The 24,340-nt window shown below is 70.4% G+C and carries 19 protein-coding genes, 5 tRNA genes and 2 pseudogenes; 14 read left to right on the forward strand and 12 right to left on the reverse strand.

Features of this window, described 5'->3' with window-relative positions:
• The first annotated feature begins 1 nt into the window (after position 1).
• Together ACZ7L0_RS14350 and ACZ7L0_RS14355 are read left to right on the forward strand one after the other, a co-directional pair.
• On the forward strand, positions 2 to 520 hold the full coding sequence (locus tag ACZ7L0_RS14350) for a MarR family winged helix-turn-helix transcriptional regulator (RefSeq protein WP_471242771.1): 519 nt from the start codon (positions 2 to 4) through the stop codon (positions 518 to 520).
• Positions 521 to 636: 116 nt separating this feature from the next.
• Positions 637 to 1,278 (forward strand): GTP cyclohydrolase II, encoded by a 642-nt coding sequence (locus tag ACZ7L0_RS14355; protein WP_471242772.1) that lies wholly within the window; start codon positions 637 to 639, stop codon positions 1,276 to 1,278.
• 267 nt (positions 1,279 to 1,545) lie between these two features.
• Here ACZ7L0_RS14355 and ACZ7L0_RS14360 read toward each other — a convergent pair whose 3' ends face one another.
• Entirely contained in the window at positions 1,546 to 2,490 is a 945-nt protein-coding gene (locus ACZ7L0_RS14360; protein ID WP_471242773.1) for a beta-ketoacyl-ACP synthase 3, read from the reverse strand.
• Between the two features lie 104 nt (positions 2,491 to 2,594).
• Here ACZ7L0_RS14360 and ACZ7L0_RS14365 point away from each other — a divergent pair.
• A pseudogene (locus ACZ7L0_RS14365) lies at positions 2,595 to 3,194 on the forward strand (TetR/AcrR family transcriptional regulator); the annotation flags it as partial.
• 187 nt (positions 3,195 to 3,381) lie between these two features.
• Here ACZ7L0_RS14365 and ACZ7L0_RS14370 read toward each other — a convergent pair.
• The 5 genes from ACZ7L0_RS14370 to ACZ7L0_RS14390 form a co-directional block, all read right to left on the reverse strand.
• Positions 3,382 to 3,454 (reverse strand) — tRNA-Lys (locus ACZ7L0_RS14370).
• A 99-nt stretch (positions 3,455 to 3,553) separates the two neighbouring features.
• Entirely contained in the window at positions 3,554 to 5,089 is a 1,536-nt protein-coding gene (locus ACZ7L0_RS14375; protein WP_471242774.1) for an amino acid permease, read from the reverse strand.
• Positions 5,090 to 5,194: 105 nt separating this feature from the next.
• Positions 5,195 to 7,345 (reverse strand): DEAD/DEAH box helicase, encoded by a 2,151-nt coding sequence (locus ACZ7L0_RS14380; protein WP_471242775.1) that lies wholly within the window; start codon positions 7,343 to 7,345, stop codon positions 5,195 to 5,197.
• Between the two features lie 223 nt (positions 7,346 to 7,568).
• Entirely contained in the window at positions 7,569 to 8,084 is a 516-nt protein-coding gene (locus tag ACZ7L0_RS14385) for a hypothetical protein (protein ID WP_471242776.1), read from the reverse strand.
• Positions 8,085 to 8,182: 98 nt separating this feature from the next.
• Positions 8,183 to 8,533, reverse strand: coding sequence for a metallopeptidase family protein (locus ACZ7L0_RS14390; RefSeq protein ID WP_059249887.1), 351 nt, complete (start codon positions 8,531 to 8,533; stop codon positions 8,183 to 8,185).
• Positions 8,534 to 8,616: 83 nt separating this feature from the next.
• On the opposite strand from ACZ7L0_RS14390, the gene ACZ7L0_RS14395 reads away from it, so the two are divergent.
• The 8 genes from ACZ7L0_RS14395 (at position 8,617) to ACZ7L0_RS14430 (ending at position 15,577) form a co-directional block, all read left to right on the forward strand.
• A complete protein-coding gene (locus tag ACZ7L0_RS14395) occupies positions 8,617 to 10,167 on the forward strand; it encodes a metallophosphoesterase family protein (RefSeq protein WP_471242777.1) in 1,551 nt (516 codons plus the stop codon).
• Between the two features lie 80 nt (positions 10,168 to 10,247).
• Positions 10,248 to 10,320: transfer RNA gene (locus ACZ7L0_RS14400), tRNA-Glu, on the forward strand.
• Between the two features lie 37 nt (positions 10,321 to 10,357).
• Positions 10,358 to 10,432: transfer RNA gene (locus ACZ7L0_RS14405), tRNA-Asp, on the forward strand.
• A 29-nt stretch (positions 10,433 to 10,461) separates the two neighbouring features.
• Positions 10,462 to 10,535 (forward strand) — tRNA-Phe (locus tag ACZ7L0_RS14410).
• 114 nt (positions 10,536 to 10,649) lie between these two features.
• Positions 10,650 to 10,970: a hypothetical protein gene (locus ACZ7L0_RS14415; protein WP_471242778.1), complete on the forward strand. Its 321-nt coding sequence runs from the start codon at positions 10,650 to 10,652 to the stop codon at positions 10,968 to 10,970.
• Between the two features lie 55 nt (positions 10,971 to 11,025).
• Positions 11,026 to 14,970 carry an ATP-dependent RNA helicase HrpA gene (gene hrpA, locus ACZ7L0_RS14420; protein ID WP_471242779.1) on the forward strand — a complete coding sequence of 1,315 codons (3,945 nt, stop codon included), beginning with the start codon at positions 11,026 to 11,028 and terminating at the stop codon, positions 14,968 to 14,970.
• A gap of 119 nt (positions 14,971 to 15,089) precedes the next feature.
• Positions 15,090 to 15,164, forward strand: a tRNA-Asp gene (locus tag ACZ7L0_RS14425).
• Positions 15,165 to 15,385: 221 nt separating this feature from the next.
• Positions 15,386 to 15,577, forward strand: a complete 192-nt coding sequence (locus ACZ7L0_RS14430; protein ID WP_471242780.1) for a DUF6274 family protein — start codon at positions 15,386 to 15,388, stop codon at positions 15,575 to 15,577.
• Between the two features lie 410 nt (positions 15,578 to 15,987).
• Here the strand turns inward: ACZ7L0_RS14430 and bldC are convergent, their stop codons facing one another.
• Positions 15,988 to 16,194 (reverse strand): developmental transcriptional regulator BldC, encoded by a 207-nt coding sequence (bldC, locus tag ACZ7L0_RS14435; RefSeq protein ID WP_003949541.1) that lies wholly within the window; start codon positions 16,192 to 16,194, stop codon positions 15,988 to 15,990.
• Positions 16,195 to 16,724: 530 nt separating this feature from the next.
• Positions 16,725 to 17,585, reverse strand: coding sequence for a DUF8083 family protein (locus ACZ7L0_RS14440; protein WP_471242781.1), 861 nt, complete (start codon positions 17,583 to 17,585; stop codon positions 16,725 to 16,727).
• 260 nt (positions 17,586 to 17,845) lie between these two features.
• On the opposite strand from ACZ7L0_RS14440, the gene ACZ7L0_RS14445 reads away from it, so the two are divergent.
• The gene (locus tag ACZ7L0_RS14445; RefSeq protein WP_471242782.1) at positions 17,846 to 18,952 is read left to right on the forward strand and encodes a Leu/Phe/Val dehydrogenase; all 1,107 of its coding nucleotides are present in this window, start codon (positions 17,846 to 17,848) and stop codon (positions 18,950 to 18,952) included.
• 310 nt (positions 18,953 to 19,262) lie between these two features.
• Positions 19,263 to 19,517 carry a DUF3073 domain-containing protein gene (locus ACZ7L0_RS14450; RefSeq protein WP_471242783.1) on the forward strand — a complete coding sequence of 85 codons (255 nt, stop codon included), beginning with the start codon at positions 19,263 to 19,265 and terminating at the stop codon, positions 19,515 to 19,517.
• A gap of 76 nt (positions 19,518 to 19,593) precedes the next feature.
• Here the strand turns inward: ACZ7L0_RS14450 and purM are convergent, their stop codons facing one another.
• The 4 genes from purM to ACZ7L0_RS14470 form a co-directional block, all read right to left on the reverse strand.
• The gene (gene purM, locus ACZ7L0_RS14455) at positions 19,594 to 20,658 is read right to left on the reverse strand and encodes a phosphoribosylformylglycinamidine cyclo-ligase (RefSeq protein ID WP_471242784.1); all 1,065 of its coding nucleotides are present in this window, start codon (positions 20,656 to 20,658) and stop codon (positions 19,594 to 19,596) included.
• A 44-nt stretch (positions 20,659 to 20,702) separates the two neighbouring features.
• The gene (purF, locus tag ACZ7L0_RS14460) at positions 20,703 to 22,232 is read right to left on the reverse strand and encodes an amidophosphoribosyltransferase (protein WP_471242785.1); all 1,530 of its coding nucleotides are present in this window, start codon (positions 22,230 to 22,232) and stop codon (positions 20,703 to 20,705) included.
• A gap of 202 nt (positions 22,233 to 22,434) precedes the next feature.
• On the reverse strand, positions 22,435 to 22,863 hold the full coding sequence (locus ACZ7L0_RS14465) for an META domain-containing protein (RefSeq protein ID WP_471242786.1): 429 nt from the start codon (positions 22,861 to 22,863) through the stop codon (positions 22,435 to 22,437).
• 57 nt (positions 22,864 to 22,920) lie between these two features.
• A complete protein-coding gene (locus ACZ7L0_RS14470; protein WP_471242787.1) occupies positions 22,921 to 23,718 on the reverse strand; it encodes a maleylpyruvate isomerase family mycothiol-dependent enzyme in 798 nt (265 codons plus the stop codon).
• Positions 23,719 to 24,073: 355 nt separating this feature from the next.
• Here ACZ7L0_RS14470 and ACZ7L0_RS14475 point away from each other — a divergent pair.
• Positions 24,074 to 24,229, forward strand: a pseudogene (locus ACZ7L0_RS14475) (MFS transporter); the annotation flags it as partial.
• Positions 24,230 to 24,340: the final 111 nt, after the last annotated feature.

Here is a 24,340-nt window from a genome sequence, read left to right on the forward strand (position 1 = left end):
CATGACGACCCGCTGGCTCACCCCCGAGGAGCAGCGCGCCTGGCGCGCGTACGTGGCCGCGACGCATCTCCTGGAGGACGCGCTGGACCGGCAGCTCCAGCAGGACGCGGGCATGCCGCATCTTTACTACTCCATCCTGGCCACCCTGTCCGAGACACCGGAACACCGCCTGCGTATGACCGAACTCGCCGAGGCACTGAAGATCACCCGCAGCCGCCTGACCTACGCGGTGACCCGGCTGGAGAAGGACGGGCTGGTGCGCCGCGAGAGCTGCCGGTGGGACAAGCGGGGCAGTGTCGCCGCCCTCACCGACGAGGGGATGGCCGTACTGGAGCGTGCGGCGCCCGGCCATGTGGAGACCGTCCGGGCCTCGCTGTTCGACCACCTCGCGCCGGATCAGGTGGAACAGCTGGAGGAGATCTGCGAGGGGATCGTGCGGGCGCTCCAGGGGGACGGGGCGTCCCGGCCCGCGCCCGACGAGGTGCCGTGGCGCCGCCGCTCCTCGCCGCCCTGTTCGTGACCTTTCTCGGATTTCCCGTTGCTTCAAATTTCAAGCATGGAGTAGGGTTCCCGCCGAGGATCTGCTTCAAATCTGAAGCAGCATCCGGCCATGACCACCGGACCCGGAGAACCCGCATGCCCGACACCCCCGCCGCCACCCCGCGCGCCCGCGTCCGGGTACCGCTGCGCTTCCACGACGGCTACAGCGTCGACACCGAACTGGTCACCTTCCACGGCCTGGCCGACGGCCAGGAACACGTGGCCGTCGTCCTCGGCACCCCGGCCCCCGGCGCCACCCCCCTGGTCCGCCTGCACTCCGAGTGCCTGACCGGGGACGTCTTCGGCTCCGCCCGCTGCGACTGCGGCCCCCAGCTGCGCGAGGCCGTCGAGCGCATCGCCGACCGCGGCGGCGTGCTGCTCTACCTCCGCCAGGAGGGCCGCGGCATCGGCCTGTACAACAAGCTCGACGCGTACGCCCTCCAGGACCAGGGCCTGGACACGTACGAGGCCAATGCCGCCCTCGGCCTGCCGGAGGACGCCCGCGACTACACGGCGGCCGGGCAGATGCTCCGGGCGCTCGGCATCTCGGAGCTGGACCTGCTCTCCAACAACCCCGACAAGGCCGACCAGCTGCGCGGCCTCGGCATCGACGTCCGCGACCGGGTGCCCACGGGTGTCTTCACCACCGCCCACAACGTCCGCTACCTCCGGGCGAAGGTCCTGCAGACCCAGCACACCCTGCCGCTCGGCGAGTTGACGGAGCTCAGCGCGGGCTGAGCGAGAGGCTCGGGCGGCCCGGGCCGGTGCCGCACTTCAGGCCGCCGGTACCGAACCCGGGCGAGCCCCGCCTGCGCCGGACCGCCCGGGCCGGCCGCGCCCATCGGCGTACCCGCCTCCTACGCGCCGAGCAGACGCGCCCCGACACCCGCGCGGCGGTCCGCCCACCCCGGCGGGCTCACGACCCCCGGCACGGACCGCCCCGGCACGGGGGGCGCGCCGACGCACACAGCACCCGGCATCGACCCTCAGCACCCGGCACCCGGCTCAAGGGCAGTCGACCACCTGCCCCGCCCACGACAGCCCGCCGCCGAAGCCGAGCAGCAGCACCGGGGCGCCGGAGGGGAGCTCGCCGCGTTCCGTCAGCTTGGACAGGGCGAGGGGGACGGACGCGGCGGAGGTGTTGCCGGAGTCGACGACGTCCCGGGCGATCAGCACGGACTCGGGCAGGTCGAGTTGGCGTACGACCGACTCGATGATGCGGAGGTTGGCCTGGTGGGTGACGACGCCCCCGAGATCGGCGGGTGTGAGACCGACGCGGCGGCAGGCCTCGCGGGCGATGGCGGGGAGTTCGCCGGTGGCCCAGCGGAAGACGGTCTGGCCCTCCTGGGCGAAGCGCGGGTGCCAGTCGTCGACCAGGCGCACGGCGTCGGCGCGCGCCGGGTCGGAGCCCCAGACCACCGGACCGATCCCGGCGTCCTCGGCGGCGCCGATCACGGCCGCGCCCGCGCCGTCGCCGAGCAGGACACAGGAACGGCGGTCACTCCAGTCGGTGACGTCGGACATCTTCTCGGCGCCGATGACCAGGGCGTGCCGGGCGGCGCCCGCCCGTACCGAGTGGTCGGCGCAGGCGAGGGCCGTGCAGAAGCCCGCGCAGCCGTTGTTGAGGTCGAAGGCCACCGCGGACGGGATGCCCAGGCGGCCCGCGACCTGGGCGGCGATCGAGGGGCAGCGGTCGATCGCCGTGCAGGTCGCCACTGTGACCAGTCCTATCTCGGACGGTTCGAGGCCGGACGCGGCGAGCGCCTTGCCCGCGGCGGCCGTGGCGAGGTCGGTGACCGACTCGTCCGCGGCGGCGATACGGCGGGTGGCGATGCCGGTACGGCGGCGGATCCACTCGTCGCTGGTGTCGACCATGGCGGCCAGGTCGTCATTGGTCAGCACTCGGGACGGCTGGTGGTGGCCCAGGGCGGTGATACGGCTTCCCGGCACGGTCGGTCTCCTCGGTTGGACGGCGTCATCTCGCTGGACGGCCCGGAATATAGCAACCGATCGGTCGGACGCTAAATACTTTCCCGCTCGGTACGATGACGAACATGAGCCCACGCAACTCCGTCGCCGAAGCCCGCAGGACGCGGGAGCGCATCGTGGAGCGCGGTATGGCGATCGCCTCGGTCGACGGGCTCGACGGGCTCACCATCGGCCGGCTCGCCACCGACCTGGGCATGAGCAAGGCCGGAGTGCTCGGCCACTTCGGCACCAAGGAGACCCTGCAACTGGCCACCCTCCAGGCGGCCTCGGCGGTCTTCTCCCGGACGGTCTGGGAGCGCGCGGCGGGCGAGGAACCCGGCCTGCCCCGGCTGCACGCCCTGTGCGAAGCCTGGATCGCCTACCTGACGACGGAACGCGACAGCTTCCCCGGCGGCTGCCTCTTCACCACCGCCTCGGTCGAGTTCGACGCCCGCGGCGGCCTCGTACGCGACGCCGTGGCCCGCCTGTTCCGCGTCTGGCGCCGCCGCCTCGCCGAGGAGGCCCGCACCGCCGTCACCGCGGGCGACCTGCCGGCCGACACCGACCCGGAGCAGCTCGCCTTCGAGATCGTCGGCGTCTACCTCGCCCTGAACCAGGAGATCCAGCTCTTCGCAGCCCCCGAGGCACCGGAGCGGGCCCGGCGGGCGCTGCGTCGGCTGCTCGGGGCCAGACGCGCCTCGACTGGCGGTACGTCAGTCCTCGCCGCCGGCCCGGGACCTGCCCGACGCGGCGACGGCCCGGTGCCCTCCCGACGGGTCCACCGCGAGCCGGACAAGACAGCGCCTGAGCCGGACGATGCCGGCTCAGGCGCTGCGTAGCAGGTCAGAAGGCATGACCCCCGACCACCACCGGTAGGCCCTGTGGGACTCGAACCCACAACCAATGGATTAAAAGTCCACTGCTCTGCCAATTGAGCTAAGGGCCCAGGCGATGTTGCCTACCCGAGCATAGCCGGACGCGGCCGAGTCTCCGATCAGGTATTGGGGACCCGGCCGACGTCGCGGGGCGGAAGGGACCGGAAGAGTCAGGGATCGGCCGGTTCGGGTGCCACGGCGCGGGACGCCTCGCGGGCGTGGGTGCGGGAGTGGTTGGGGTTGAGGAACCAGTGGCGGGCCGAGGCCAGCCACCAGGCCGCCGCGAAGCCGAGGACGACCAGGACGGCGACCGGGGCGTAGTTGAAGGTCTTCCAGGTGACCGGGGAGACCTGGGGGAGCATGAAGAGGACCGTGATCACGCCGACCCAGGCCACCGACACGATGCCGATCGGCTGGGACCAGCGGCCCAGGTGCCAGGGGCCCCGCACGAAGGCGGCCCCTTTGCGTACCCGCAGCAGGGTGGGGACGACGTACGCGATGTAGAGGCCGATCACCGCGATCGAGGTCACGGCCGCGTACGCCGTGTTGTTGATGAGGTAGGGGAGGCCGAGGAACAGGGCGCCCGTGGTCGCCAGCCACACCGCCGCCACCGGCGTCCGGGTGCGCGGGCTCACCGTGTGCCAGACGTGTGAGAAGGGCAGCGCGCCGTCGCGCGAGAAGGCGTAGATCATGCGGCTGTTGGCCGTCACCGACGCCATCCCGCAGAACAGCTGAGCGCCGATCACCACCAGCAACAGCAGCTTGCCGGAGGTAGCGCCCAGCGCGTCGAGGAGGATCTGGGCCGGGGGCGCGCCGGTCGGGGACGCGAGTTCTTTGTCGTACGACTGGATCGCGAAGGTGAAGCCCAGCAGAAGGACGAATCCGGCGATCCACGAGGTCCAGATGGATCTCACGATGCCCTTCGGGCCCGCCGTCGCCGCGTCGTGGGTCTCCTCCGTCATATGGGCGGAGGCGTCGTAGCCGGTGAAGGTGTACTGGGCCATCAGCAGGCCGAGCAGCACGACGTACGGGCCGCTGCCCCAGCCGGTGTTGTCGACGAACTCGGTGAACACGAAGGACGCCGACTGGTGGTGGTCCGGTACGAAGGTCAGCGCGCCGACGATGACGGCCACCCCGAGCACGTGCCACCACACGCTCACGTTGTTCAGGAAGGCGACGATCCGGACGCCGAAGGTGTTCAACAGGCCGTGCAGGAGCAGGATCCCGGCGAAGAGCAGGACGGTCCGGCCGGGGGTGACCTCGAAGTCGAACTGCAGGTTCAGATAGGCGCCCAGGAAGGACGCCGCGCCGAAGTCGATGCCCGCCGTCACCGCAACCTGGCCCAGCACGTTGAACCAGCCCGTGAACCAGGCCCAGGCGGCGGCCGAGCGGGGCGGCGCCAGGCGGTGCGCCCAGAAGTACAGGCCCGCCGACGTCGGGTAGGCCGAACAGATTTCAGCCATCGACAGGCCCACGAACAGGGTCATCAGGCCGACCGCCACCCAGCCCCAGGTGATCACCGACGGGCCGCCGGTGTTCATCCCGAAGAGGTAGAGGGTCAGGCAGCCGGACAGAACCGAGATGATCGTGAAGGAGACGGCGTAGTTGGAGAACGCCGACATACGGCGGGCGAGGACCTGGGTGTATCCGAGCTGGGCAAGCCGTTCCTCGTCCGACAGCCCGTTCGCTCTCGCATCTTCTGTCATGTCCCCAGCGATTCCCTCGTCGGGGGCGTGACATGCGTCACGCGGTGGCGAAAAAGGGCCCGTACGACCGGAGTCGTACGGGCCCTTCTTCAGTGCCTATCGGCGTCAGCCGTTGCGCTTCCAGCGCGGCTTGTCGTCGCGGCGGCCGAAGGAGCCGGTGCCACGGTGGTCGTCACGACGGCCGTTGGGGCGGTCGTGGCCGGCGGAGCGGAAGCCCGGGCGGTCGTCGCGGCGGTCGCGGTTGAAGGGACGGTCGCTGCCACGGTGACCGGTGCGGTCGTCACGGCGGAAGCCGGGGCGGTCGTCACGACGCTCGAAGCCGCCACGGCCGCCACGGTCGTCACGACGCTCGAAACCGCCACGGCCGCCACGGTCGTCACGACGCTCGAAGCCACCACGGGCGCCACGGTCGTCACGACGCTCGAACCCACGGTCCCGGTCACGGTCGCGGTCGAACGGACGGCGGTCGTCGCGGCGCTCGAAGCCACGGCCACCACGGTCACCCCGGTCGTCACGACGCTCGAAGCCGCCACGGCCGCCACGGTCGTCACGACGCTCGAACCCACGGTCACGGTCGCGGTCGAACGGACGGCGGTCGTCGCGGCGCTCGAAGCCACGGCCACCACGGTCACCACGGTCCCGGTCACGGTTGAACCCGCCCCGGTCCCCACGGTCGCCCCGCTCCTCACGACGCTCCGGACGCTCCGCGCGCTCGGCCCGGTTGACGTCCTGGGCAGCCGGCTGCTCCGGCAGGGAGACCTCGATCGCCTCGGCCGCCGACGCCTGGGCCTCGGCCACCGCGACGTCCGGGTCCTCGCCGCGCTCGCGGGCGACCCTGGCGACCAGCCGGTCGGCCTCCTCGCGCAGCTCGGCCGCGCGGCGCTGGGCCCGCTCCAGCTGCTTGGTGAGCTCGGCGACCTCACGCTCGGCCTGCTGGGCGGCGTTGCCCGCGGACTCGGCCTGGACCTCGGTCATCGAACGGGCGCCGGTGATCTCGGCGACCTCCGGGTCGAAGGCGGCGCCGCCCTGGATGATGTGCCGCCCGGCGTCGACGCCGGCGTCCTCCATCAGGCGGAAGATCTGGCGCCGCTGGTGCGGGAGGGAGAGGGAGACCACGGTGCCGGTGCGGCCCGCGCGGGCGGTACGGCCCGCCCGGTGCAGGTAGTCCTTGTGGTCGCCGGCGGGGTCGACGTTCAGGACGAGGTCGATGCCGTCGACGTGGATACCGCGGGCGGCGACGTCGGTGGCGACCAGCGCGTTGACGTAGCCGTCCTTGAAGTCCGCCAGCGTCCGCGTCCGCGCACCCTGCGTCATGCCGCCGTGCAGCGCGTCGGCCTTCACACCGGCGTCGCGCAGCTGCTCGGCGATACGGTCGGCGCCCAGCTGAGTGCGGACGAAGATGATCGTGCGGCCCTTGCGGGAGGCGATCGCGGCGGTGACCGGCGCCTTGTCCTTGGGCTTCACGATGAGGATGTGGTGCGACATGGTCGTGACGTTGCCCTGGGCGCTGTCGACCTCGTGCGTGACGGGGTCGGTCAGGTAGCGCTTGACCAGCGTGGAGATCTCGTTCTCCATGGTGGCCGAGAACAGCATCCGCTGACCGCCCGCCGGGACCTGGTCGAGCAGCTCCGTCACCTCGGGCAGGAAGCCCAGGTCGGACATCTGGTCGGCCTCGTCGAGGACCGCGATCTGCACGTCCTCCAGGGAGCAGGCGCCGCGGTTGATGATGTCGCGCAGGCGGCCGGGGGTGGCGACCAGGATGTCGACGCCCCTCTCCAGGGCGTAGATCTGGTTGCCCATCGACGTACCGCCGCAGACGACCTTCATCTTCAGGCCGAGGACGTCGCCGTACGGCTGGAGCGCGTCGGCGACCTGCATGGCGAGCTCACGGGTGGGCGTGAGGATGACGGCGCGCGGCTTGTGCTTCGCGGTGCGCCCGCCGGCCAGCGTGGCCAGGGTGGGCAGACCGAAGGAGAGGGTCTTGCCGGAGCCGGTGCGGCCACGGCCGAGGATGTCCTTGCCGGCCAGGGCGTCCGGGATGGTCGCGGCCTGGATCGGGAACGGGACGGTCACGCCGTTCTGCGCGAGCTTGCGCACGACGCCCTCGGGGAGACCGAGGTCCGCGAAGGTGACCTCGGGGGTGCTGGTCTCGTCGTCGGCCTGGAGCTCGGCGTTCTCGACGCTCTCGACGCTCTCGACGTTCTCGGCGTCGATGTTCTCGGGCACGACGACGTGATCAGTACTGGAAATGGACATGCGAATGCGAAACCTTCCGGAGTCTCTTCGGCACGCGCCCGTCAACTCCGTGAGTCGCATTACGACCGCCTCTATGCGGTCCGCCACGGCAAGGGAGAGTACGCGCCACACGGCGCGCTCTGCAGTGGCGCCGGGCAAATGGGATCAAACGATCTACCACCATACGCACCCCCCACCCCCGAAGGCAAACCGAGCTCCGTTGACCTACGTCACACCCGCCCCGCTACACCGGCGCCCCGGCCTCCGGCGCAGGCTCCCGCTGCACCAGTTGCGGCCCCGCCTCCTCGTGCGCCGACGACGACGGCTCGGCGGACGGGGGCGCGGAGGAGGCGGGCGGCGGCGGGGGAGGCGGCGGTGTGGGCGTCGGCTCGGCCGTCCGGGTGGGGCTGGGCTGGTCCTTGGGCGGTGCCGGATCCCCCGGCTTGTCGCTCTTGCCCGGCTTGTCCGGAGCAGCCGCGGAGGCACTGCCCGCCGACGACGACGTGGCCGACGCCGAGGCCGACTCCCCCCGCTTCCGCTTCCTGCCGTGACCGTGCTTGCCGTCGCCCGCCACCCCGCCGTGCCCCGCGCCACCTCCCGACACCGCCGCCGCGCCGCCGGACGCCTCACCGCCCCGCCGGCCCGCGGAGTGCGAGGGGCCGGCCGGGCCCGCGTCCTCGCCCACGTTCACACAGCCGGAGGCGGCGGCGAGGGCCATCACCGTGGCCGCCAGTCGGACGGGTACGGACAAGGAGCGCACGGCGGCCACCTCCGAGGGCGGAGCGAAGAAGTCAACCTGCCCAACTCCCGCCGCCCACAAGAGGACACGCGGCCCGACCGAAAAGACTTCCGGACGGCTCAGCCGTACCCGAGAGCGTGCAGCCGCGCGTCGTCGATCCCGAAGTGGTGCGCGATCTCGTGCACCACCGTCACCTCGGTCTCCGCGACCACGTCCTCCCGCGTCTCGCACATCCGCAGCGTCGGCCCCCGGTAGATCGTGATCCGGTCAGGCAGCACCCCCGCGTACCACTCGCCGCGGTCGGTCAGCGGAGTCCCCTCGTACAGCCCGAGCAGCTCGGGATCGTCGGCGGGCGGCTCGTCCTCGACGAACACCGCGACGTTGTCCATCAGCCGCGTCAACTCCGGCGGAATCCGGTCGAGCGCCTCGGCGACCAGCTCCTCGAACTCCTCGCGCGTCATCTCCAGCACAGGGCCATTGTCCGGTACGACACCCCCGTACGGGACTCAAGGACCGCCGCATATCCACGCCCGGACCCGGGCATACGGCACCAATGGCCCGCGCCCCCCTCGCAGCCCACGACCGCACGAAACGCTCCCGCACCCTCCCCCCGCTCGAACTCGCCGCCCAGCCCCGCCCCTGGGTCCGCGCCCTCGGTCTGACGGCCGTCGTGCTCGCCGGCGCCTGGCTGGGGCTGCTGATCGTGGGCAACGTACGGGCCCCGGTCGGGCCGATGAACACGACGATGACGCTGCGCCCCTCCCTCACCGGCGGCACGAAGATCAACGTCGCGCCGCTCGGCGCGCTGTCGCTCGACAGCCACGTCGCCCCGGTCCGCCTCGACGTGAGCGTCGACCAGCTCGACCCGGTCCGCTCCCAGGCCCTCGTCGACCACCCCGAACGCCTCTCCGGACTGCAGGACGAAATCGCCCAGGACGTCCAGCACGGCACCTTCGACCTGGCCGTACGCTCCTGCGTCGCCGTGGTCTCCGGCGCGACGGCACTCGGTCTCGCCGTCTACCGCCGCCCGCGCCGCGCACTGGCGGCCGGCGGTCTCGCGTTCACCCTCCTCGCGGCCTCCGGGGCGACGGCGTACGCCACCTTCAACCCCAAGTCGGTCCTGGAGCCGCGCTTCTCCGGCCTGCTGTCCTCCGCGCCCTCGCTCGTCGGCAACGCGCGCAGCATCGTGACGGAGTTCGACGTCTACCAGAAGGAGCTGGCGCGTCTGGTGACGAACGTGACCAAGCTGTACGACGTCACGTCCACGCTCCCGGCCTACCAGCCGGACCCCACCACCATCCGGGTGCTGCACGTGTCGGACATCCACCTCAACCCGGCGAGCTGGCGGATCATCGCCTCGCTGGTCGAGCAGTACAAGGTGAACGTGATCGTCGACACCGGCGACACCATGGACCACGGCTCGGCGGCGGAGAACGGCTTCCTCGACCCGATCGCCGACCTGGGCGTCCCGTACGTCTGGGTCCGCGGCAACCACGACTCCCGGGTGACCCAGCGCTACCTGGAACGCATGAAGAACGTCCACGTCCTCGACGACGGCCGCGCGGAGTCGATCGCGGGCCTGCGCTTCGCGGGCATGGGCGATCCGCAGTTCACCCCCGACCGCTCGGGCCGCTCCAGCGACAACGCGGAGCAGCTGGCGGGCGACCGCCTCGCCTCCGCCCTGCGCGACCAGCGGACGGCCGGGAAGCCGGTGGACGTGGCCATGATCCACGAGCCCTCCGCCGCCCGTGAGACGGACGGCGAGGTGCCCCTGGTGCTGTCCGGGCACCTCCACCACGAGGGCACGGAGATCATGAAGCACGGCACCCGGCTGCGCATCGAGGGCTCCACGGGCGGCAGCGGTCTGCGCGCCGTCGAGCACAAGTACCCGGCGCCCATCGAGGCGTCGATCCTCTACTTCGACCGGGACACCCACCGCCTCCAGGCCTGGGACGCGATCAAGCTGGGCGGCCTCGGCCTGACGACGGCCGAGGTCAGCCGCCACCTACCGAAGGAAAACCAGCCGGGCGCCACCCCCACCCCCACAACCTCCTCACCCGGCCCCTCCTCCCCCTCCTCGCCCTCGTCGTCCGGGAGCCCGTAAACCGTTTTGGCGATACCCCTCGCCATCCCATATGCTTCTCACGTCCCCGACGCGCTGAGAAGCGCCCAGGCGGGCCGATAGCCCTCATCGTCTAGCGGCCTAGGACGCCGCCCTTTCAAGGCGGTAGCACGGGTTCGAATCCCGTTGGGGGCACGCAACACCGTGTGCGACACTGTCGTACACAACGCTTGGTCCTGTGGAGCAGTTTGGAGTGCTCGCCACCCTGTCAAGGTGGAGGCCGCGGGTTCAAATCCCGTCAGGACCGCTGAGGTTTCGTTTCACGTGAAACCTCGTGGCTGGGTAGCTCAGTTGGTACGAGCGATCGCCTGAAAAGCGATAGGTCGCCGGTTCGACCCCGGCCCCAGCCACAACCAGAAGGCCCCGTCCGATCAGGACGGGGCCTTCGTCGTACCGCTTGGCAGCGGGCCTGCCCGGCGCTACGTTCTGCCTGGCCGGACCGTGATGTCGTGGAGCGGGGGACGATGAGCCGGGACGAGGCGAGAGCTGCTCGGGATGTCGGGCTGGAGAAGGACCGCGCGCGGTACGGGTTACTCGCGGTGGTCGTCAGCAATCTGGCGATCGCCGGAGTGGCGATCGTCGGGGTGTGGCGCCTCGGCGGGGACAAGGCCGTGATCGTGGGGGTGCTGACGGCCGCGTTCACCGCGGTGAGCAGCATGACCACGGCGTATCTGGGGATCAAGGCCGTGTCCAACACCGCGAGGTCGATCGCTCTGGGGGACGGTGCCGCCCGGAACGCCCCGGCGCAGCCTGCGCCGGCACCCCCGGCTCAGCACACTCCGTGAGACGGCAGCAATTCATTCGCCCACCGTTTCCCCGAGGTGAGATCCTGGACCGCGTATGTCTACGCATCCAGCCCCCGCCCTCGGCGCCCTCGCCCCCCGCCTGACCGAGCTTTCGCTGCGCGACGCGCACCGGCTCGGGCGCAGGCTCGAAGGCGCACGCAAGATCCGTAAGCCGGAGGCCCGTGCCGCCGTTCTCGCCGAGATCGAGGCCGAGGTCGGGAAGGCGGAGGAGCGGATGGGGGCGCGGTATGCCCGCGTGCCCGCCGTCACGTACCCCGAGCAGCTGCCGGTCAGCCAGAAGAAGGACGAGATCGCGGACGCCATCCGTGATCATCAGGTCGTGATCGTCGCCGGTGAGACCGGGTCCGGCAAGACGACGCAGATTCCGAAGATCTGTCTTGAGCTCGGGCGCGGTGTGCGCGGCATGATCGGGCACACACAGCCCCGCAGGATCGCCGCCCGAACCGTCGCCGAGCGCGTCGCCGAGGAGCTCGACACGCCCCTCGGTGAGGCCGTCGGCTGGAAGGTGCGGTTCACCGATCAGGTGAACCCGGACGCCACCTTCGTGAAGCTGATGACGGACGGCATCCTGCTCGCCGAGATCCAGACCGACCGTGAGCTGCGCGCCTACGACACGATCATCATCGACGAGGCCCACGAGCGGTCCCTGAACATCGACTTCCTGCTCGGGTACCTGGCCCAGTTGCTGCCCAGGCGGCCGGATCTGAAGGTCGTCATCACCTCCGCCACCATCGATCCCGAGCGGTTCTCCCGGCATTTCGGGAACGCGCCGATCGTCGAGGTCAGCGGCCGGACGTATCCGGTGGAGGTGCGCTACCGGCCCCTTCTCGAAGAGGACTCGGACGACTCCGACCGGGACCAGATCACCGCCATCACCGACGCCGTCGAGGAGCTGATGGCGGAGGGGAAGGGGGACATCCTGGTCTTCCTCTCCGGGGAGCGGGAGATCCGGGACACCGCCGACGCGCTCACCAGGAAGAACTACCGTTTCACGGAGATCCTGCCGCTGTACGCCCGGCTCTCCCACGCCGAGCAGCACCGGGTCTTCCAGCCGCACACCGGCCGCAGGATCGTTCTGGCGACCAATGTCGCGGAGACGTCCCTGACCGTGCCGGGCATCAAGTACGTGATCGACCCCGGCTTCGCCCGGATCAGCCGGTACAGCCACCGTACGAAGGTGCAGCGGCTCCCCATCGAGCCCATCAGCCAGGCCAGCGCCAACCAGCGCAAGGGCCGCTGCGGCCGGACCAGCGACGGTGTCTGCATCCGGCTGTACAGCGAGGACGACTTCGTCTCCCGCCCGGAGTTCACGGACGCGGAGATCCTCCGTACGAACCTGGCCTCCGTCATCCTGCAGATGACCGCGGCCGGCCTCGGCGACATCGAGAAGTTCCCCTTCATCGACCCGCCGGACCACCGCAACATCCGCGACGGTGTACAACTCCTCCAGGAGCTGCACGCCCTGGACCCGGCCCAGAAGGATCCGCGCAAGCGCCTGACGGACACCGGCCGCAAGCTGGCCCAGCTGCCCGTCGACCCGCGCCTGGCGCGCATGGTGCTGGAGGCCGAGAAGAACGGCTGTGTCCGCGAGGTCATGGTGATCGCCGCCGCGCTGTCCATCCAGGACCCGCGCGAGCGCCCGGCCGACAAGCAGACCCAGGCCGACCAGCAGCACGCCCGCTTCAAGGACGAGAACAGCGACTTCCTGGCCTATCTCAACCTCTGGCGGTACATCCGCGAGCAGCAGAAGGAGCGGGGCTCGTCGTCGTTCCGGCGGATGTGCAAGCAGGAGTACCTGAACTTCCTGCGCATCCGTGAGTGGCAGGACATCTACACGCAGCTGCGCACGGTCGCCAAGCAGATGGGCATCCACCTCGACGAGCAGGACGCCCCCGAGGACCGCATCCACGTCTCCCTCCTCGCCGGTTTGCTCTCGCACATCGGTATGAAGGACGTGAAGGAGGGTGCGAAGAACGAGTATCTGGGCGCCCGGAACGCCAAGTTCGCGGTCTTCCCGGGCTCGGCGCTGTTCAAGAAGCCGCCCCGGTTCGTCATGTCGGCCGAACTCGTCGAGACCTCCCGGCTCTGGGCCCGGGTCAACGCGAAGATCGAGCCCGAGTGGGTCGAGCCGCTGGCCGGCCACCTGCTGAAGCGGACGTACAGCGAGCCGCACTGGGAGAAGGACCAGGCGGCCGTGATGGCGTACGAGAAGGTCACGCTGTACGGCGTGCCGATCATCGCCGACCGGAAGGTCAACTACGGCCGGATCGACCCGGAGGTCAGCCGCGAGCTGTTCATCCGCAACGCGCTGGTCGAGGGCGACTGGCGCACGCACCACAAGTTCTTCGCCGACAACCGCAGACTCCTCAGCGAGGTGGAGGAGTTGGAGCACCGGGCGCGGCGCCGGGACATCGTGGTCGACGACGAGACGCTGTTCGACTTCTACGACCAGCGGGTGCCCGAAGACGTGGTCTCCGGCGCGCACTTCGACTCCTGGTGGAAGCGGAAGCGGCATGAGCAGCCGGAGTACCTGGACTTCGAGCGGGAGATGCTCATCCGGGAGTCGGCGGAGGCGGTCACCAAGGCCGACTACCCGGACTCCTGGCGGCAGGGCGCTCTGAAGTTCCGGGTGACGTACCAGTTCGAGCCGGGTGCGGACGCGGACGGCGTGACCGTGCACATCCCGCTGCAGGTGCTGAACCAGGCCGTGGACGAGGGCTTCGACTGGCAGATCCCGGGTCTCCGGGAGGAGCTGGTGACGGAGCTGATCCGCTCCCTGCCCAAGCCGATCCGCCGCAACTACGTGCCCGCGCCGAACTTCGCGAGGCGGTTCCTGGACCAGGCGGTGCCCCTCCAGGAGCCCCTCACCACGACGATGGCGCGCGAGCTGAGACGTATGGTCGGCGTGCCCTTCGAGGCCGGGGACTTCGACTGGACGAAGGTCCCGGACCACCTGAAGATCACCTTCCGGATCGTCGACGAGCGGCGCCGGAAGCTGGCGGAGGACAAGGACCTCGAAGCACTGAAGCTCCGGCTGAAGCCGAAGGCGCGCAAGGCCCTCTCCCAGGCCGCGGCGGCCACCGCCGAGCGGCAGGGCGGGGAGTCCCTGGAGCGCAAGGGCCTCACCGACTGGACCATCGGCACGCTCACCCGCGTCTTCGAGACGCGCCGGGCCGGGCAGCCGGTGAAGGCGTACCCGGCGCTGGTGGACGACGGCGACACGGTCTCGGTCCGCCTCTTCGACACGGAGGCGGAGCAGGCCGAGGCGATGTGGCGGGGGACGCGTCGGCTGATCCTGCGCAACATCCCGGTGAACCCGGCGAAATTCGCGAGCGATCGTCTGACGAACGCCCAGAAGCTCGCCCTGTCCGCGAATCCGCACGGGTCGATCCAGGCGCTGTTCGACGACTGCGCGATGGCGGCGGCGGACAAGCTGATCGGGGACTTCGGGGGCCCCGTGTGGGACGAGGAGTCCTACCGGAAGCTCTACGACAAGGTGCGCGCGGAGATCGTCGACACGACCGTCCGTACGGTGGGCCAAGTGCAGCAGGTGCTGGCCGCCTGGCAGTCCTGTGAGCGCCGTCTGAAGGCCGTACGCAGCCCCGCGCTGCTGCCGAACCTGGCGGACGTGCGGAAACAGCTGGACGCCCTCGTGAAGCCCGGCTTCGTGACGGAGGCGGGGATACGCCGGCTGCCGGATCTCATGCGGTACCTGGTGGCCGCGGACCGCCGGCTCCAGCAGATGCCGACGAGTGCGCAGCGGGACACCACGCGCATGGAGAAGGTCCACGAGATGCAGGACGAGTACGCCTGGCTGCTGGAGCAGCTCCCGCAGGGGCGTCCGGTGCCCTCCTCGGTCCTGGACATCCGCTGGATGATCGAGGAGCTCCGGGTGAGCTACTTCGCCCACGCGCTGGGCACGGCGTACCCCGTCTCGGACAAGCGGATCGTGAAGGCGATCGACGCGGCTGTCCCGTAATCGCCCGGGTACGGGGGGTGAGTTCGACCAGGGCCCTCACCCTCCTGTACAGTCTCTTCTCGCAGCGCAACGCAGGCAGTGCCGATATCCGGCTCCGCCGGGCGGGCGCCGCGAAACCTGGTCCTGTGGAGCAGTTTGGAGTGCTCGCCACCCTGTCAAGGTGGAGGCCGCGGGTTCAAATCCCGTCAGGACCGCATAGAGGAGAGGCCCGCAACCCATCATGGGTGCGGGCCTCTTTCATGCCCGCGCAGACCGCGCCCGCGGCGGCGCCACCACCAGGCACGACTTCCATCTGCCCCGGCGGGGCAACCCTCGACGCGGCGCCGTGCGCCCCCGTGCGTCCTTGACGGCGTCACATTCCGCCGGTACCCAGAAAACAGGGCACGGTTGTCCCTAGCGGCCCCGGAGGTGGCGTATGGCGGCATCGGCACGGCATGAGACGCGGGCGCTGCTGAGAGCGCATCTGTCGGCCGCCTCGTCCCTCGGGCACCTCACCCGGCACTGCCCGGTCTGCCATCGCCTGCTGCGGCTGGCGATGGACTCCGCCCCGGGGGGCGGGCAGGCCCCGGACGAGGCCGCCGAGGACGAAAGCCCCTCCAGGGCATGACTGTTAGCGCACATAGGCCAGTGGCAACAAGCACGCTGGCATGTGACGGGTGTCACCGCATGACTTTCGGAAAGCGCGGTACTTACACGCCGCCTACAACTGGTCAATTTAATATGTGCAATTGCACCGCTCCCGGCGACCACCCGCAGCGGATCCGACATCGCCCCCCAGAGTCCGACAAGCCCGCTCACCGAGCCCCGCACGGGCCCCTGTCCGGCGCACAAAAAAGATCGCGCTGGACCCGGCGGAGTCCAGCGCGATCTACGACGCACCCTGTGTCGCTTGCCTAGGAAAGTTCTGTTCGGCTTGGGCGTGGGGCCTGTTGGGGCAGATCCCGCGTCGCTTGGAGCTAGGGTTTTCGGGCGCCACGGCCGGTGGGGGACCTGCCGTACACCCTGTTATTCAGTTGTTCAGGCCTCGCTGCGCTGCTGCGGGATGCCCGCGAGCAGTGCGCGGACCTCGGCTTCGCGGTAGCGGCGGTGCCCGCCGAGCGTACGGATCGACGTGAGCTTGCCGGCCTTCGCCCACCGCGTGACCGTCTTCGGGTCGACGCGGAACATAGTGGCGACCTCAGCCGGGGTCAGCAGCGGCTCGGCATCAGGGGTGCGAGCGGTCATGAGCGGCCTCCTCGGGAGAACCGAACCTTCTCGGTTCTTTCCTCTAAATTCTGCACCTTGACCCGCGTTGCCCGAAATGGCGGACGCGAGTCGAGTCGGTTATAGGACGAACGGCTTGTCCTCGGCACTACAACTACACCATCTGTCCAGCCGCGTCGGCCAAACCGATGGAATTGCCCTCCCAGGTGTTCATCAGCGACCTAAGCCGATGGACCATGCCATAGCGGACAGTCACGCCGCTGTGACGATCAGTCACAGCGGCGATCAGGAGTCACAAGACCCCCCAAAGCGTGCAATGCTGAGATTCCGCCCACAATGCAGCACAGTTGGGCGGATGGAGTCCTCCCCGGACTCCTTGTCCTATTTTGGCACGAGGAGGGGCAAGAGACGCAAGGGTGGTGTACGTGCGGTCCATCACCCTTGACACAAAAGCCCGGATCCGGGGCCAACGCCCCGTGAGTCACGGAAGTGCGGTTGACCGTACGCTGTTCTACGACGTTTTGGCCGTGACGTACGTCACTTATGGCTCGTCAGTTCGCGGAACGCCGGTCCCGCACCGCCCGCCAGCGCTCCACGAGCCGCCCGTACGCGTCCCCCGCGGCGGCCCCGTCCCCGCGGCGCAGCGCCTCGATGCCCGCGGCCACGTCGGCCGCCGAGTGGTCCCCCTCGAGCTCGCCGGCGGGCAGTACGTGCACCAGGCCGCCGTAGTCCAGCTCGACCAGCGAGCGCGGGTGGAACTCCTCCAGCCAGCGGCCCACGTCCACCAGGCCGTCGATCAGTGGACCCTCCTCGACGGCGTCCTTCAGCGCGCGCAGGCCCCGGGCCACCCGCCGCCTGGCCTGCACCATGGGTGTGCGGTAGCGCAGCACGGGCGGCTCGGCGCCGGCCGCCTGGGGGTCGCCGGTGCCCTTGGCGTACTCCCGCTCGTCGTCGGAGACCAGCACGAACCAGTTCAGCGGCACCTGCCAGGTCGCGGTGCGGATCCAGGGGCGGGCGTCGGGGTTGCGGGCGAGCCAGCGCTCGTAGTCCCGGGTGGTCTGGTGGCGTACGACCGGGGGGAGCACCGCGTCCAGTACCGGCGGCGGCAGTACCTCGGCCAGGTCGCCCAGGGCCTGCCAGCCGCGCAGCCGGGTGCGCCAGGGGCAGACGCAGACCACCCCTTCGACGTCCAGGACGAAGGCGTCGCCGCTCTCGTGCACCGGCACCACGACCGGCGGGGTGGGCAGCAGGTCAGCCAGGGAGCGACGGAGTTCGTCCTGGTAGGAGGGCCGGTCGGGGCGGCGGGCGTACCGGGCCCAGTGGCCGCGCTCCGGCTCGGGGAAGGCGGCCAGCGGCTCGTACACGCGCAGGTACGTGGCGTAGGGGACGATCACCGGGGACACCTTGGGCACGCCTGCTCCCTCCCCACCCGAATCGGCTCGAAACCCTCGCCGGACCGGCACCGGATCCGCACGAGCCGTGCTCGGCACGGATGGGAAGTCACTGCGAACCGTGTCACGCGGATACGTGCGTGGAAGGCCTGGGAGGGTGATCCTGAACACTGCGCGGATGGTGTGCGGGCACAGGCTCTACGCTCATGCCACAGCACCCGCCACCCGCACGGGAGCTGGTCCCAGGACCATCGCCGCTACTCGCTACAGGAGTCACCACCGTGACCGACGTAACCGGCGCACCTGCTGATGTACTGCACACCCTGTTCCACTCGGACCAGGGCGGTCATGAGCAAGTCGTGCTCTGCCAGGACCGCGCCAGCGGCCTGAAGGCCGTCATCGCCATCCACTCCACCGCGCTGGGCCCCGCGCTCGGCGGTACGCGTTTCTACCCGTACGCGACCGAGGCGGAGGCCGTCGCCGACGCGCTCAACCTCGCGCGCGGGATGTCGTACAAGAACGCCATGGCCGGTCTCGACCACGGCGGCGGCAAAGCCGTGATCATCGGGGATCCCGAGCGCATCAAGACCGAGGAGCTGCTGCTCGCCTACGGGCGGTTCGTGGCCTCGCTCGGCGGGCGGTACGTCACCGCGTGCGACGTCGGCACGTACGTCTCCGACATGGACGTCGTGGCCCGCGAGTGCCGCTGGACGACCGGCCGCTCCCCGGAGCACGGCGGCGCCGGCGACTCCTCCGTGCTCACCGCGTTCGGCGTCTACCAGGGCATGCGGGCCTCCGCCCAGCACCTGTGGGGCGACCCCTCGCTGCGCGGCCGCAAGGTCGGTATCGCGGGCGTGGGCAAGGTGGGGCACCACCTGGTCGAGCACCTGCTGGCCGAGGGCGCCGAGATCGTCATCACCGACGTACGGGCGGAGGCCGTGGGGAGGATCGCCGGCAAGCACCCCTCCGTGGACGTGGTCGCCGACACCGACGCGCTGATCCGCGTCGAGGGGCTCGACATCTACGCCCCCTGCGCGCTCGGCGGTGCGCTGAACGACGACTCCGTGCCGGTGCTGACCGCCAAGGTGGTGTGCGGCGCGGCCAACAACCAGCTCGCCCACCCGGGCGTGGAGAAGGACCTCGCCGACCGCGGGATCCTCTACGCGCCGGACTACGTGGTGAACGCCGGCGGGGTCATCCAGGTGGCCGACGAGTTGCACGGCTTCGACTTCGACCGGTGCAAGGCGAAGGCGGCGAAGATCTTCGACACCACGCTGGCCATATTCGCACGTGCGAAGGAAGACGGCATTCCGCCGGCCGCCGCGGCCGACCGTATCGCCGAGCAGCGGATGGCCGAGGGCCGGGCGGCGGCCGGCGCGGCCCTCTGATCCGAGGGCAGGCCCGGGCTTCCGATCGCACGCCTGAGCGGTACCCGTCGGCGGGAACTTAGAGAGAACTCTCACTTCCGTCGGCGGGTCGTCCCCGGATAAGTGGTTAAAATCGCCACTGACCAGCGAGGACAGGGCACCTCGAAGGTCCTGTGCACACGCGCGTGCTGCGGGCGACGTACCGTATGGGCGTGGGCTCAGGTACCGTGGAAGCCCTACGGACCGGCCTCTCCGCGGAGAGTCCGTTCTAGATCATGAACGCGTGTCAGACTCTGGGGCCGTCGAGCCCCGTCGTTGAGGGGGTCGAGCCATGGGGCGCGGCCGGGCCAAGGCCAAGCAGACGAAGGTCGCCCGCCAGCTGAAGTACAACAGCGGTGGGACTGATCTCTCACGCCTGGCCGAGGAGCTGGGCGCATCGACGTCGAATCCGCCGCCTAATGGCGAGCGTTTCGAGGACGATGAGCATGACGACGACGACCTGTACTCTCGGTACGCCGACCTCTACGACGAGGACGACGACGAGGACGAGGACGACCAGTCCTCACAGCACCGTCGCGGCGCATAACGCTTACGGCGGCTTTGCCGTTCACCCGGTCCGGGGCTTCTAGCGCCGGACCGGGTTTCGTGCTGTCGACCCGGCGTTACGCGTAGTCCCCCACCAGTTCCGCGCCCGACCCGTGGTCGCCGCGGTCCGTGATCTCGCCCGCCACCCAGGCCTCGACCCCGCGGTCGGCCAGGGTCTCGAGGGCGACGTCCGCCGATTCCTCGGGGACGATCGCGATCATGCCGACGCCCATGTTGAGGGTCTTCTCCAGCTCCAGGCGCTCGACGTCACCGGTCTTGCCGACCAGGTCGAAGATCGCGTCCGGGGTCCAGGTGGAGCGGTCGACGGTCGCGTGCAGTGTGTCCGGGATCACCCGGGCCAGGTTGGCGGCCAGCCCGCCGCCGGTGATGTGGCTGAAGGCGTGCACATCGGTGGTGCGGGTGAGGGCCAGGCAGTCCAGGGAGTAGATCTTCGTCGGCTCCAGCAGCTCCTCGCCGAGGGTCCGGCCGAGTTCCTCGATCCGCGTGTCGAGCGACAGCTTCGCGGTGTTCAGCAGGACGTGGCGGACCAGGGAGTACCCGTTCGAGTGAAGCCCGGAGGCCGCCATGGCGATCACCGCGTCACCCTTACGGATACGATCCGCGCCCAGCAGCCGGTCGGCCTCCACCACGCCCGTACCGGCGCCGGCGACGTCGAAGTCGTTCTCGCCCAGCAGCCCGGGGTGTTCGGCCGTCTCACCGCCGACCAGGGCGCAGCCGGCCAGCACACAGCCCTCCGCGATGCCCTTGACGATGGCGGCGACCCGCTCGGGGTGGACCTTGCCGACACAGATGTAGTCGGTCATGAACAGCGGCTCGGCACCGCACACCACGATGTCGTCCATGACCATGGCGACCAGGTCGTGGCCGATGGTGTCGTAGACGCCCATCTGGCGCGCGACATCCACCTTGGTGCCGACGCCGTCGGTGGCGGAGGCGAGCAGGGGCCGCTCGTAGCGCTTGAGGGCGGAGGCGTCGAAGAGTCCGGCGAAGCCGCCGAGGCCGCCGAGCACCTCGGGGCGCTGTGTCTTCTTCACCCACTCCTTCATGAGTTCCACGGCGCGGTCGCCCGCTTCGATGTCGACGCCCGCGGCTGCGTAGCTGGCACCAGTTGTCTCAGACATGACGGTGAGAACTTTCGTGTCGTACGGCAGGTATGACGGGCTGTCTACGGACGGCGGATCGCGTCGGCGGCAGCCGTGGCGGCGGGCCCGGCGGCCAGCTCGGTCTCCAGCAGCTGCTTGCCGAGCAGCTCGGGGTCCGGGAGCTCCATCGGGTACTCGCCGTCGAAGCAGGCGCGGCACAGGTTCGGCTTGGCGATGGTGGTCGCGTCGATCATGCCGTCGATGGAGATGTACGCCAGCGAGTCGGCGCCGAGGGAGGTGCCGATCTCGTCGATGGTCATGCCGTTGGCGATGAGCTCGGCGCGGGTGGCGAAGTCGATGCCGAAGAAGCAGGGCCACTTCACGGGCGGCGAGGAGATCCGGATGTGGACCTCGGCGGCGCCGGCCTCGCGCAGCATGCGCACCAGGGCCCGCTGGGTGTTGCCGCGCACGATCGAGTCGTCGACGACGACCAGGCGCTTGCCCTTGATGACTTCCTTCAGCGGGTTCAGCTTCAAGCGGATGCCGAGCTGGCGGATGGTCTGCGAGGGCTGGATGAAGGTCCGGCCGACGTAGGCGTTCTTGACCAGGCCCGAGCCGAAGGGGATGCCGGAGGCCTCCGCGTAGCCGATGGCGGCGGGGGTGCCGGACTCCGGGGTCGCTATGACGAGGTCGGCCTCGACGGGGGCCTCCTTCGCCAGGCGGCGGCCCATCTCGACCCGGGAGAGGTAGACGTTCCGGCCGGCGATGTCGGTGTCCGGGCGGGCCAGGTACACGTACTCGAAGACACAGCCCTTGGGCTTCGCTTCCGCGAATCGGGAGGTCCTCAGGCCGTTCTCGTCGATGGCCACGAACTCGCCGGGCTCGATCTCCCGGACGTAGCTGGCGCCGCAGATGTCGAGAGCGGCGGACTCCGAGGCGACGACCCAGCCGCGCTCCAGCCGGCCGAGGACCAGCGGGCGGATGCCCTGCGGGTCACGGGCGGCGTAGAGGGTGTGCTCGTCCATGAAGACGAGGGAGAAGGCGCCGCGCACCTTCGGGAGGACCGTGTGGGCGGCCTCCTCGATGGTCAGCGGCTTGCCGTCGTCGTCGACCTGGGCCGCGAGGAGCGCGGTGAGCAGGTCGGTGTCGTTGGTGGCCGCGACACGGGTCGAGCGGCCGTTGGTGTCCTTCGGCAGTTCGGCGACCATCTCGGCGAGCTGCGCCGTGTTGACCAGGTTGCCGTTGTGGCCGAGCGCGATGGAGCCGTGCCCGGTGGCCCGGAACGTCGGCTGGGCGTTCTCCCACACGGAGGCGCCGGTGGTCGAGTAGCGGGCGTGTCCGACCGCGATGTGACCCTGGAGCGAACCGAGCGAGGTCTCGTCGAAGACCTGGGAGACCAGGCCCATGTCCTTGAAGACGAGGATCTGGGAGCCGTTGCTGACCGCGATTCCCGCGGATTCCTGACCCCGGTGCTGGAGGGCGTAGAGCCCGAAGTACGTGAGCTTTGCGACCTCTTCGCCCGGAGCCCAGACACCGAAGACGCCACACGCGTCCTGGGGGCCTTTCTCACCGGGGAGCAGATCGTGATTGAGTCGACCGTCACCACGTGGCACGCTTCCGAGTGTAGGCGAGGTCGACCACTGGTCCGAATTGGGGATACCCGGCGGTAATGGATCACCCGTCGGCCCGGATGATCATGATCTCGCCGTTTCCCCTGGTCAGGGCGGTTGTTTCAGGGATTCATACGCCTGGCTGCCGGACCGTCGGGCAGGCGAGGGGGGCTCTTTTCCGCATGCGTGAGTGAGGCGTCGCACATCAATCGGGTGCCCGGGTCAGGCCGACCCGGTCGCCGTCGTCCGCGGTGAGCGTGAGCCGGTCGCCGTCGGTCCTGGCGGTGAGCGGGCCGGTGGTGAGGGTGCGGGCGAGGGCGTTCTCGAAGGCCATACGGCGGGGTTCGCAGGCCATCCTGGTGGAGCGCGCCTCGCTCAGCCGGATCCGGTCGCCCCGGACGGTGGCCCTGGCGCTGAACCCGTTGCAGCCGTAGTTGCCCCGGGCCGTGCCGTCGTCGATCCGGAGGTGCGCGGCGGCCGGAGCCCGGCGGGCCGTGCCGTCGACGGTGACGCTGTCGATGTGCCAGTCGACGCCGGTGACGGGCTCCCGGACCGCGACCGAGCCGCTGCCCGCCCGCTCACCGCCGCAGGCCACCGCCAGCGGTACGAGCACGGCGGCGACCGTCAGGTTCATGCACTGCTTGTGCCGTTTCATTCCGATTCGACGGTAGGCGCGGGCGCCCGGTTCCCCTCACGACATCAGCGGCAGCAGCCCTTCGAGATCCGCCCGCTCCCCGCTCGCGCTCACCTTGGCCTGCGCGAGCGCGTCCTTCCAGGCCAGCCGCCCGGTGGCGAGCCGGATCCAGGTCAGCGGGTCGGTCTCGACGACGTTGGGCGGGGTGCCACGGGTATGCCGGGGCCCCTCGACGCACTGCACGACGGCGTACGGCGGGATCCGCACCTCGGTGGAGCCGCCGGGCGCCTTCACGGCGAGCGCGTCGGCGAGCAGCCGGGTGGTGGCGGCGAGGGCCTGACGCTCGTAGGGCACGTCGAGGCCGGGCACGGCGGCGTTCAGGTCGTCGGTGTGGACGACGAGTTCGACGGCCCGGGTGACGAGGTAGTCGGCGAGCGGCAGGGCGCCCGCGTTGGTCTGCAGCAGCCGGCCCCCCGGGTGGGCGTCGAGCTGCTCGGCGAGCTTGCGCGCGATCTCGGCGAGGTAGGCGTCGAGGTCGGGGTGCTCCTCGGCGAGCCGCCGGGTGAAGTCGGCGATGGCCGAGGAGTTGGCGGAGGTCGCGAACGGCCAGTCGAGGACCGTGGCGTCCTGCTTCACCGGTTCCGGCAGACCGAGGGAACGCTCGATGGCCGTGAGCGCCATCCCGATGTGTGCGACCAGCTCCCGTACGGTCCACTCGCCCAGCCGGGTGGGGAGCGCGAGCTGCTCGGGCGTGAGGCCGCGGACGGCGTCCCGCACCTGGGCGAGCTGGCCGAGGACAGCTGTGCGGATCTTGGCGGGGTCGTAGGTCCGGGTGCGCTTCTTGGCCGGTGGCATGGCCGGGAGCCTATTCCTTGACGGCGTATCCGCTCAGGCCTTTTTCGCCGGCCAGCTCCGGGGTGCTTCCGCATGCCGAGGAACACGCGCTCCATCAGCACCGGGGTCTCCATGACGAGCCGGCGCACCTGCCGGGTGAACGGGTCGCTGTGCAGCCCGACGGAGGGCTCGCGGGCCTCGGCCATCTCCAGGAACTGCCGGCGCACGGCCTGCACCGCGGACTCCCCGGGCACGCGCTCGCGGACCGCGCGGGCCGCGTCACCGAAGTGGTCCTCCATGGGCCGGATGACCAGGTCCTCTTTGGTGCCGGTGGCCGGGGCGGCCGTGGCCTCGGCGGCGGCGCTCGCCCTCTTCGCGTGCCGCGCTCCTGCTCGTCGGCATCGGCTTCGGCCAGCTCCTCGGCCAGCTGATCCAACTGGTACAGGCCGCGGCACCCCCGCGCCGGCTGGGCGTCGCCACCACCGCCATCCGCTTCTTCCAGACCCTGGGCACCGCCCTCGGCCCTGGCCTGCTGCTGCCCAGCCCCCGGCCCGCACAGGCGGACCCGGTCCGGGAGGCTGTGGCGGCGTGAGCCGGGAGGTGCCGCCGTGTCCCGCCGAAACCGGCACGCGCGAAGGCCCCG

Source organism: Streptomyces sp. NPDC039424, assembly GCF_055639495.1.

Bases quoted from the DNA above. Each gene is read 5' to 3' on its own strand.
- ACZ7L0_RS14350 (WP_471242771.1), top strand. From the start codon at position 2: ATGACGACCCGCTGGCTCACCCCCGAGGAGCAGCGCGCCTGGCGCGCG.
- ACZ7L0_RS14355 (WP_471242772.1), top strand. From the start codon at position 637: ATGCCCGACACCCCCGCCGCCACCCCGCGCGCCCGCGTCCGGGTACCG.
- ACZ7L0_RS14375 (WP_471242774.1), bottom strand. From the start codon at position 5,089: ATGACAGAAGATGCGAGAGCGAACGGGCTGTCGGACGAGGAACGGCTT.
- ACZ7L0_RS14380 (WP_471242775.1), bottom strand. From the start codon at position 7,345: ATGTCCATTTCCAGTACTGATCACGTCGTCGTGCCCGAGAACATCGAC.
- ACZ7L0_RS14395 (WP_471242777.1), top strand. From the start codon at position 8,617: ATGGCCCGCGCCCCCCTCGCAGCCCACGACCGCACGAAACGCTCCCGC.
- ACZ7L0_RS14415 (WP_471242778.1), top strand. From the start codon at position 10,650: ATGAGCCGGGACGAGGCGAGAGCTGCTCGGGATGTCGGGCTGGAGAAG.
- hrpA (WP_471242779.1), top strand. From the start codon at position 11,026: ATGTCTACGCATCCAGCCCCCGCCCTCGGCGCCCTCGCCCCCCGCCTG.
- ACZ7L0_RS14430 (WP_471242780.1), top strand. From the start codon at position 15,386: ATGGCGGCATCGGCACGGCATGAGACGCGGGCGCTGCTGAGAGCGCAT.
- bldC (WP_003949541.1), bottom strand. From the start codon at position 16,194: ATGACCGCTCGCACCCCTGATGCCGAGCCGCTGCTGACCCCGGCTGAG.
- ACZ7L0_RS14450 (WP_471242783.1), top strand. From the start codon at position 19,263: ATGGGGCGCGGCCGGGCCAAGGCCAAGCAGACGAAGGTCGCCCGCCAG.
- purM (WP_471242784.1), bottom strand. From the start codon at position 20,658: ATGTCTGAGACAACTGGTGCCAGCTACGCAGCCGCGGGCGTCGACATC.
- ACZ7L0_RS14465 (WP_471242786.1), bottom strand. From the start codon at position 22,863: ATGAACCTGACGGTCGCCGCCGTGCTCGTACCGCTGGCGGTGGCCTGC.
- ACZ7L0_RS14470 (WP_471242787.1), bottom strand. From the start codon at position 23,718: ATGCCACCGGCCAAGAAGCGCACCCGGACCTACGACCCCGCCAAGATC.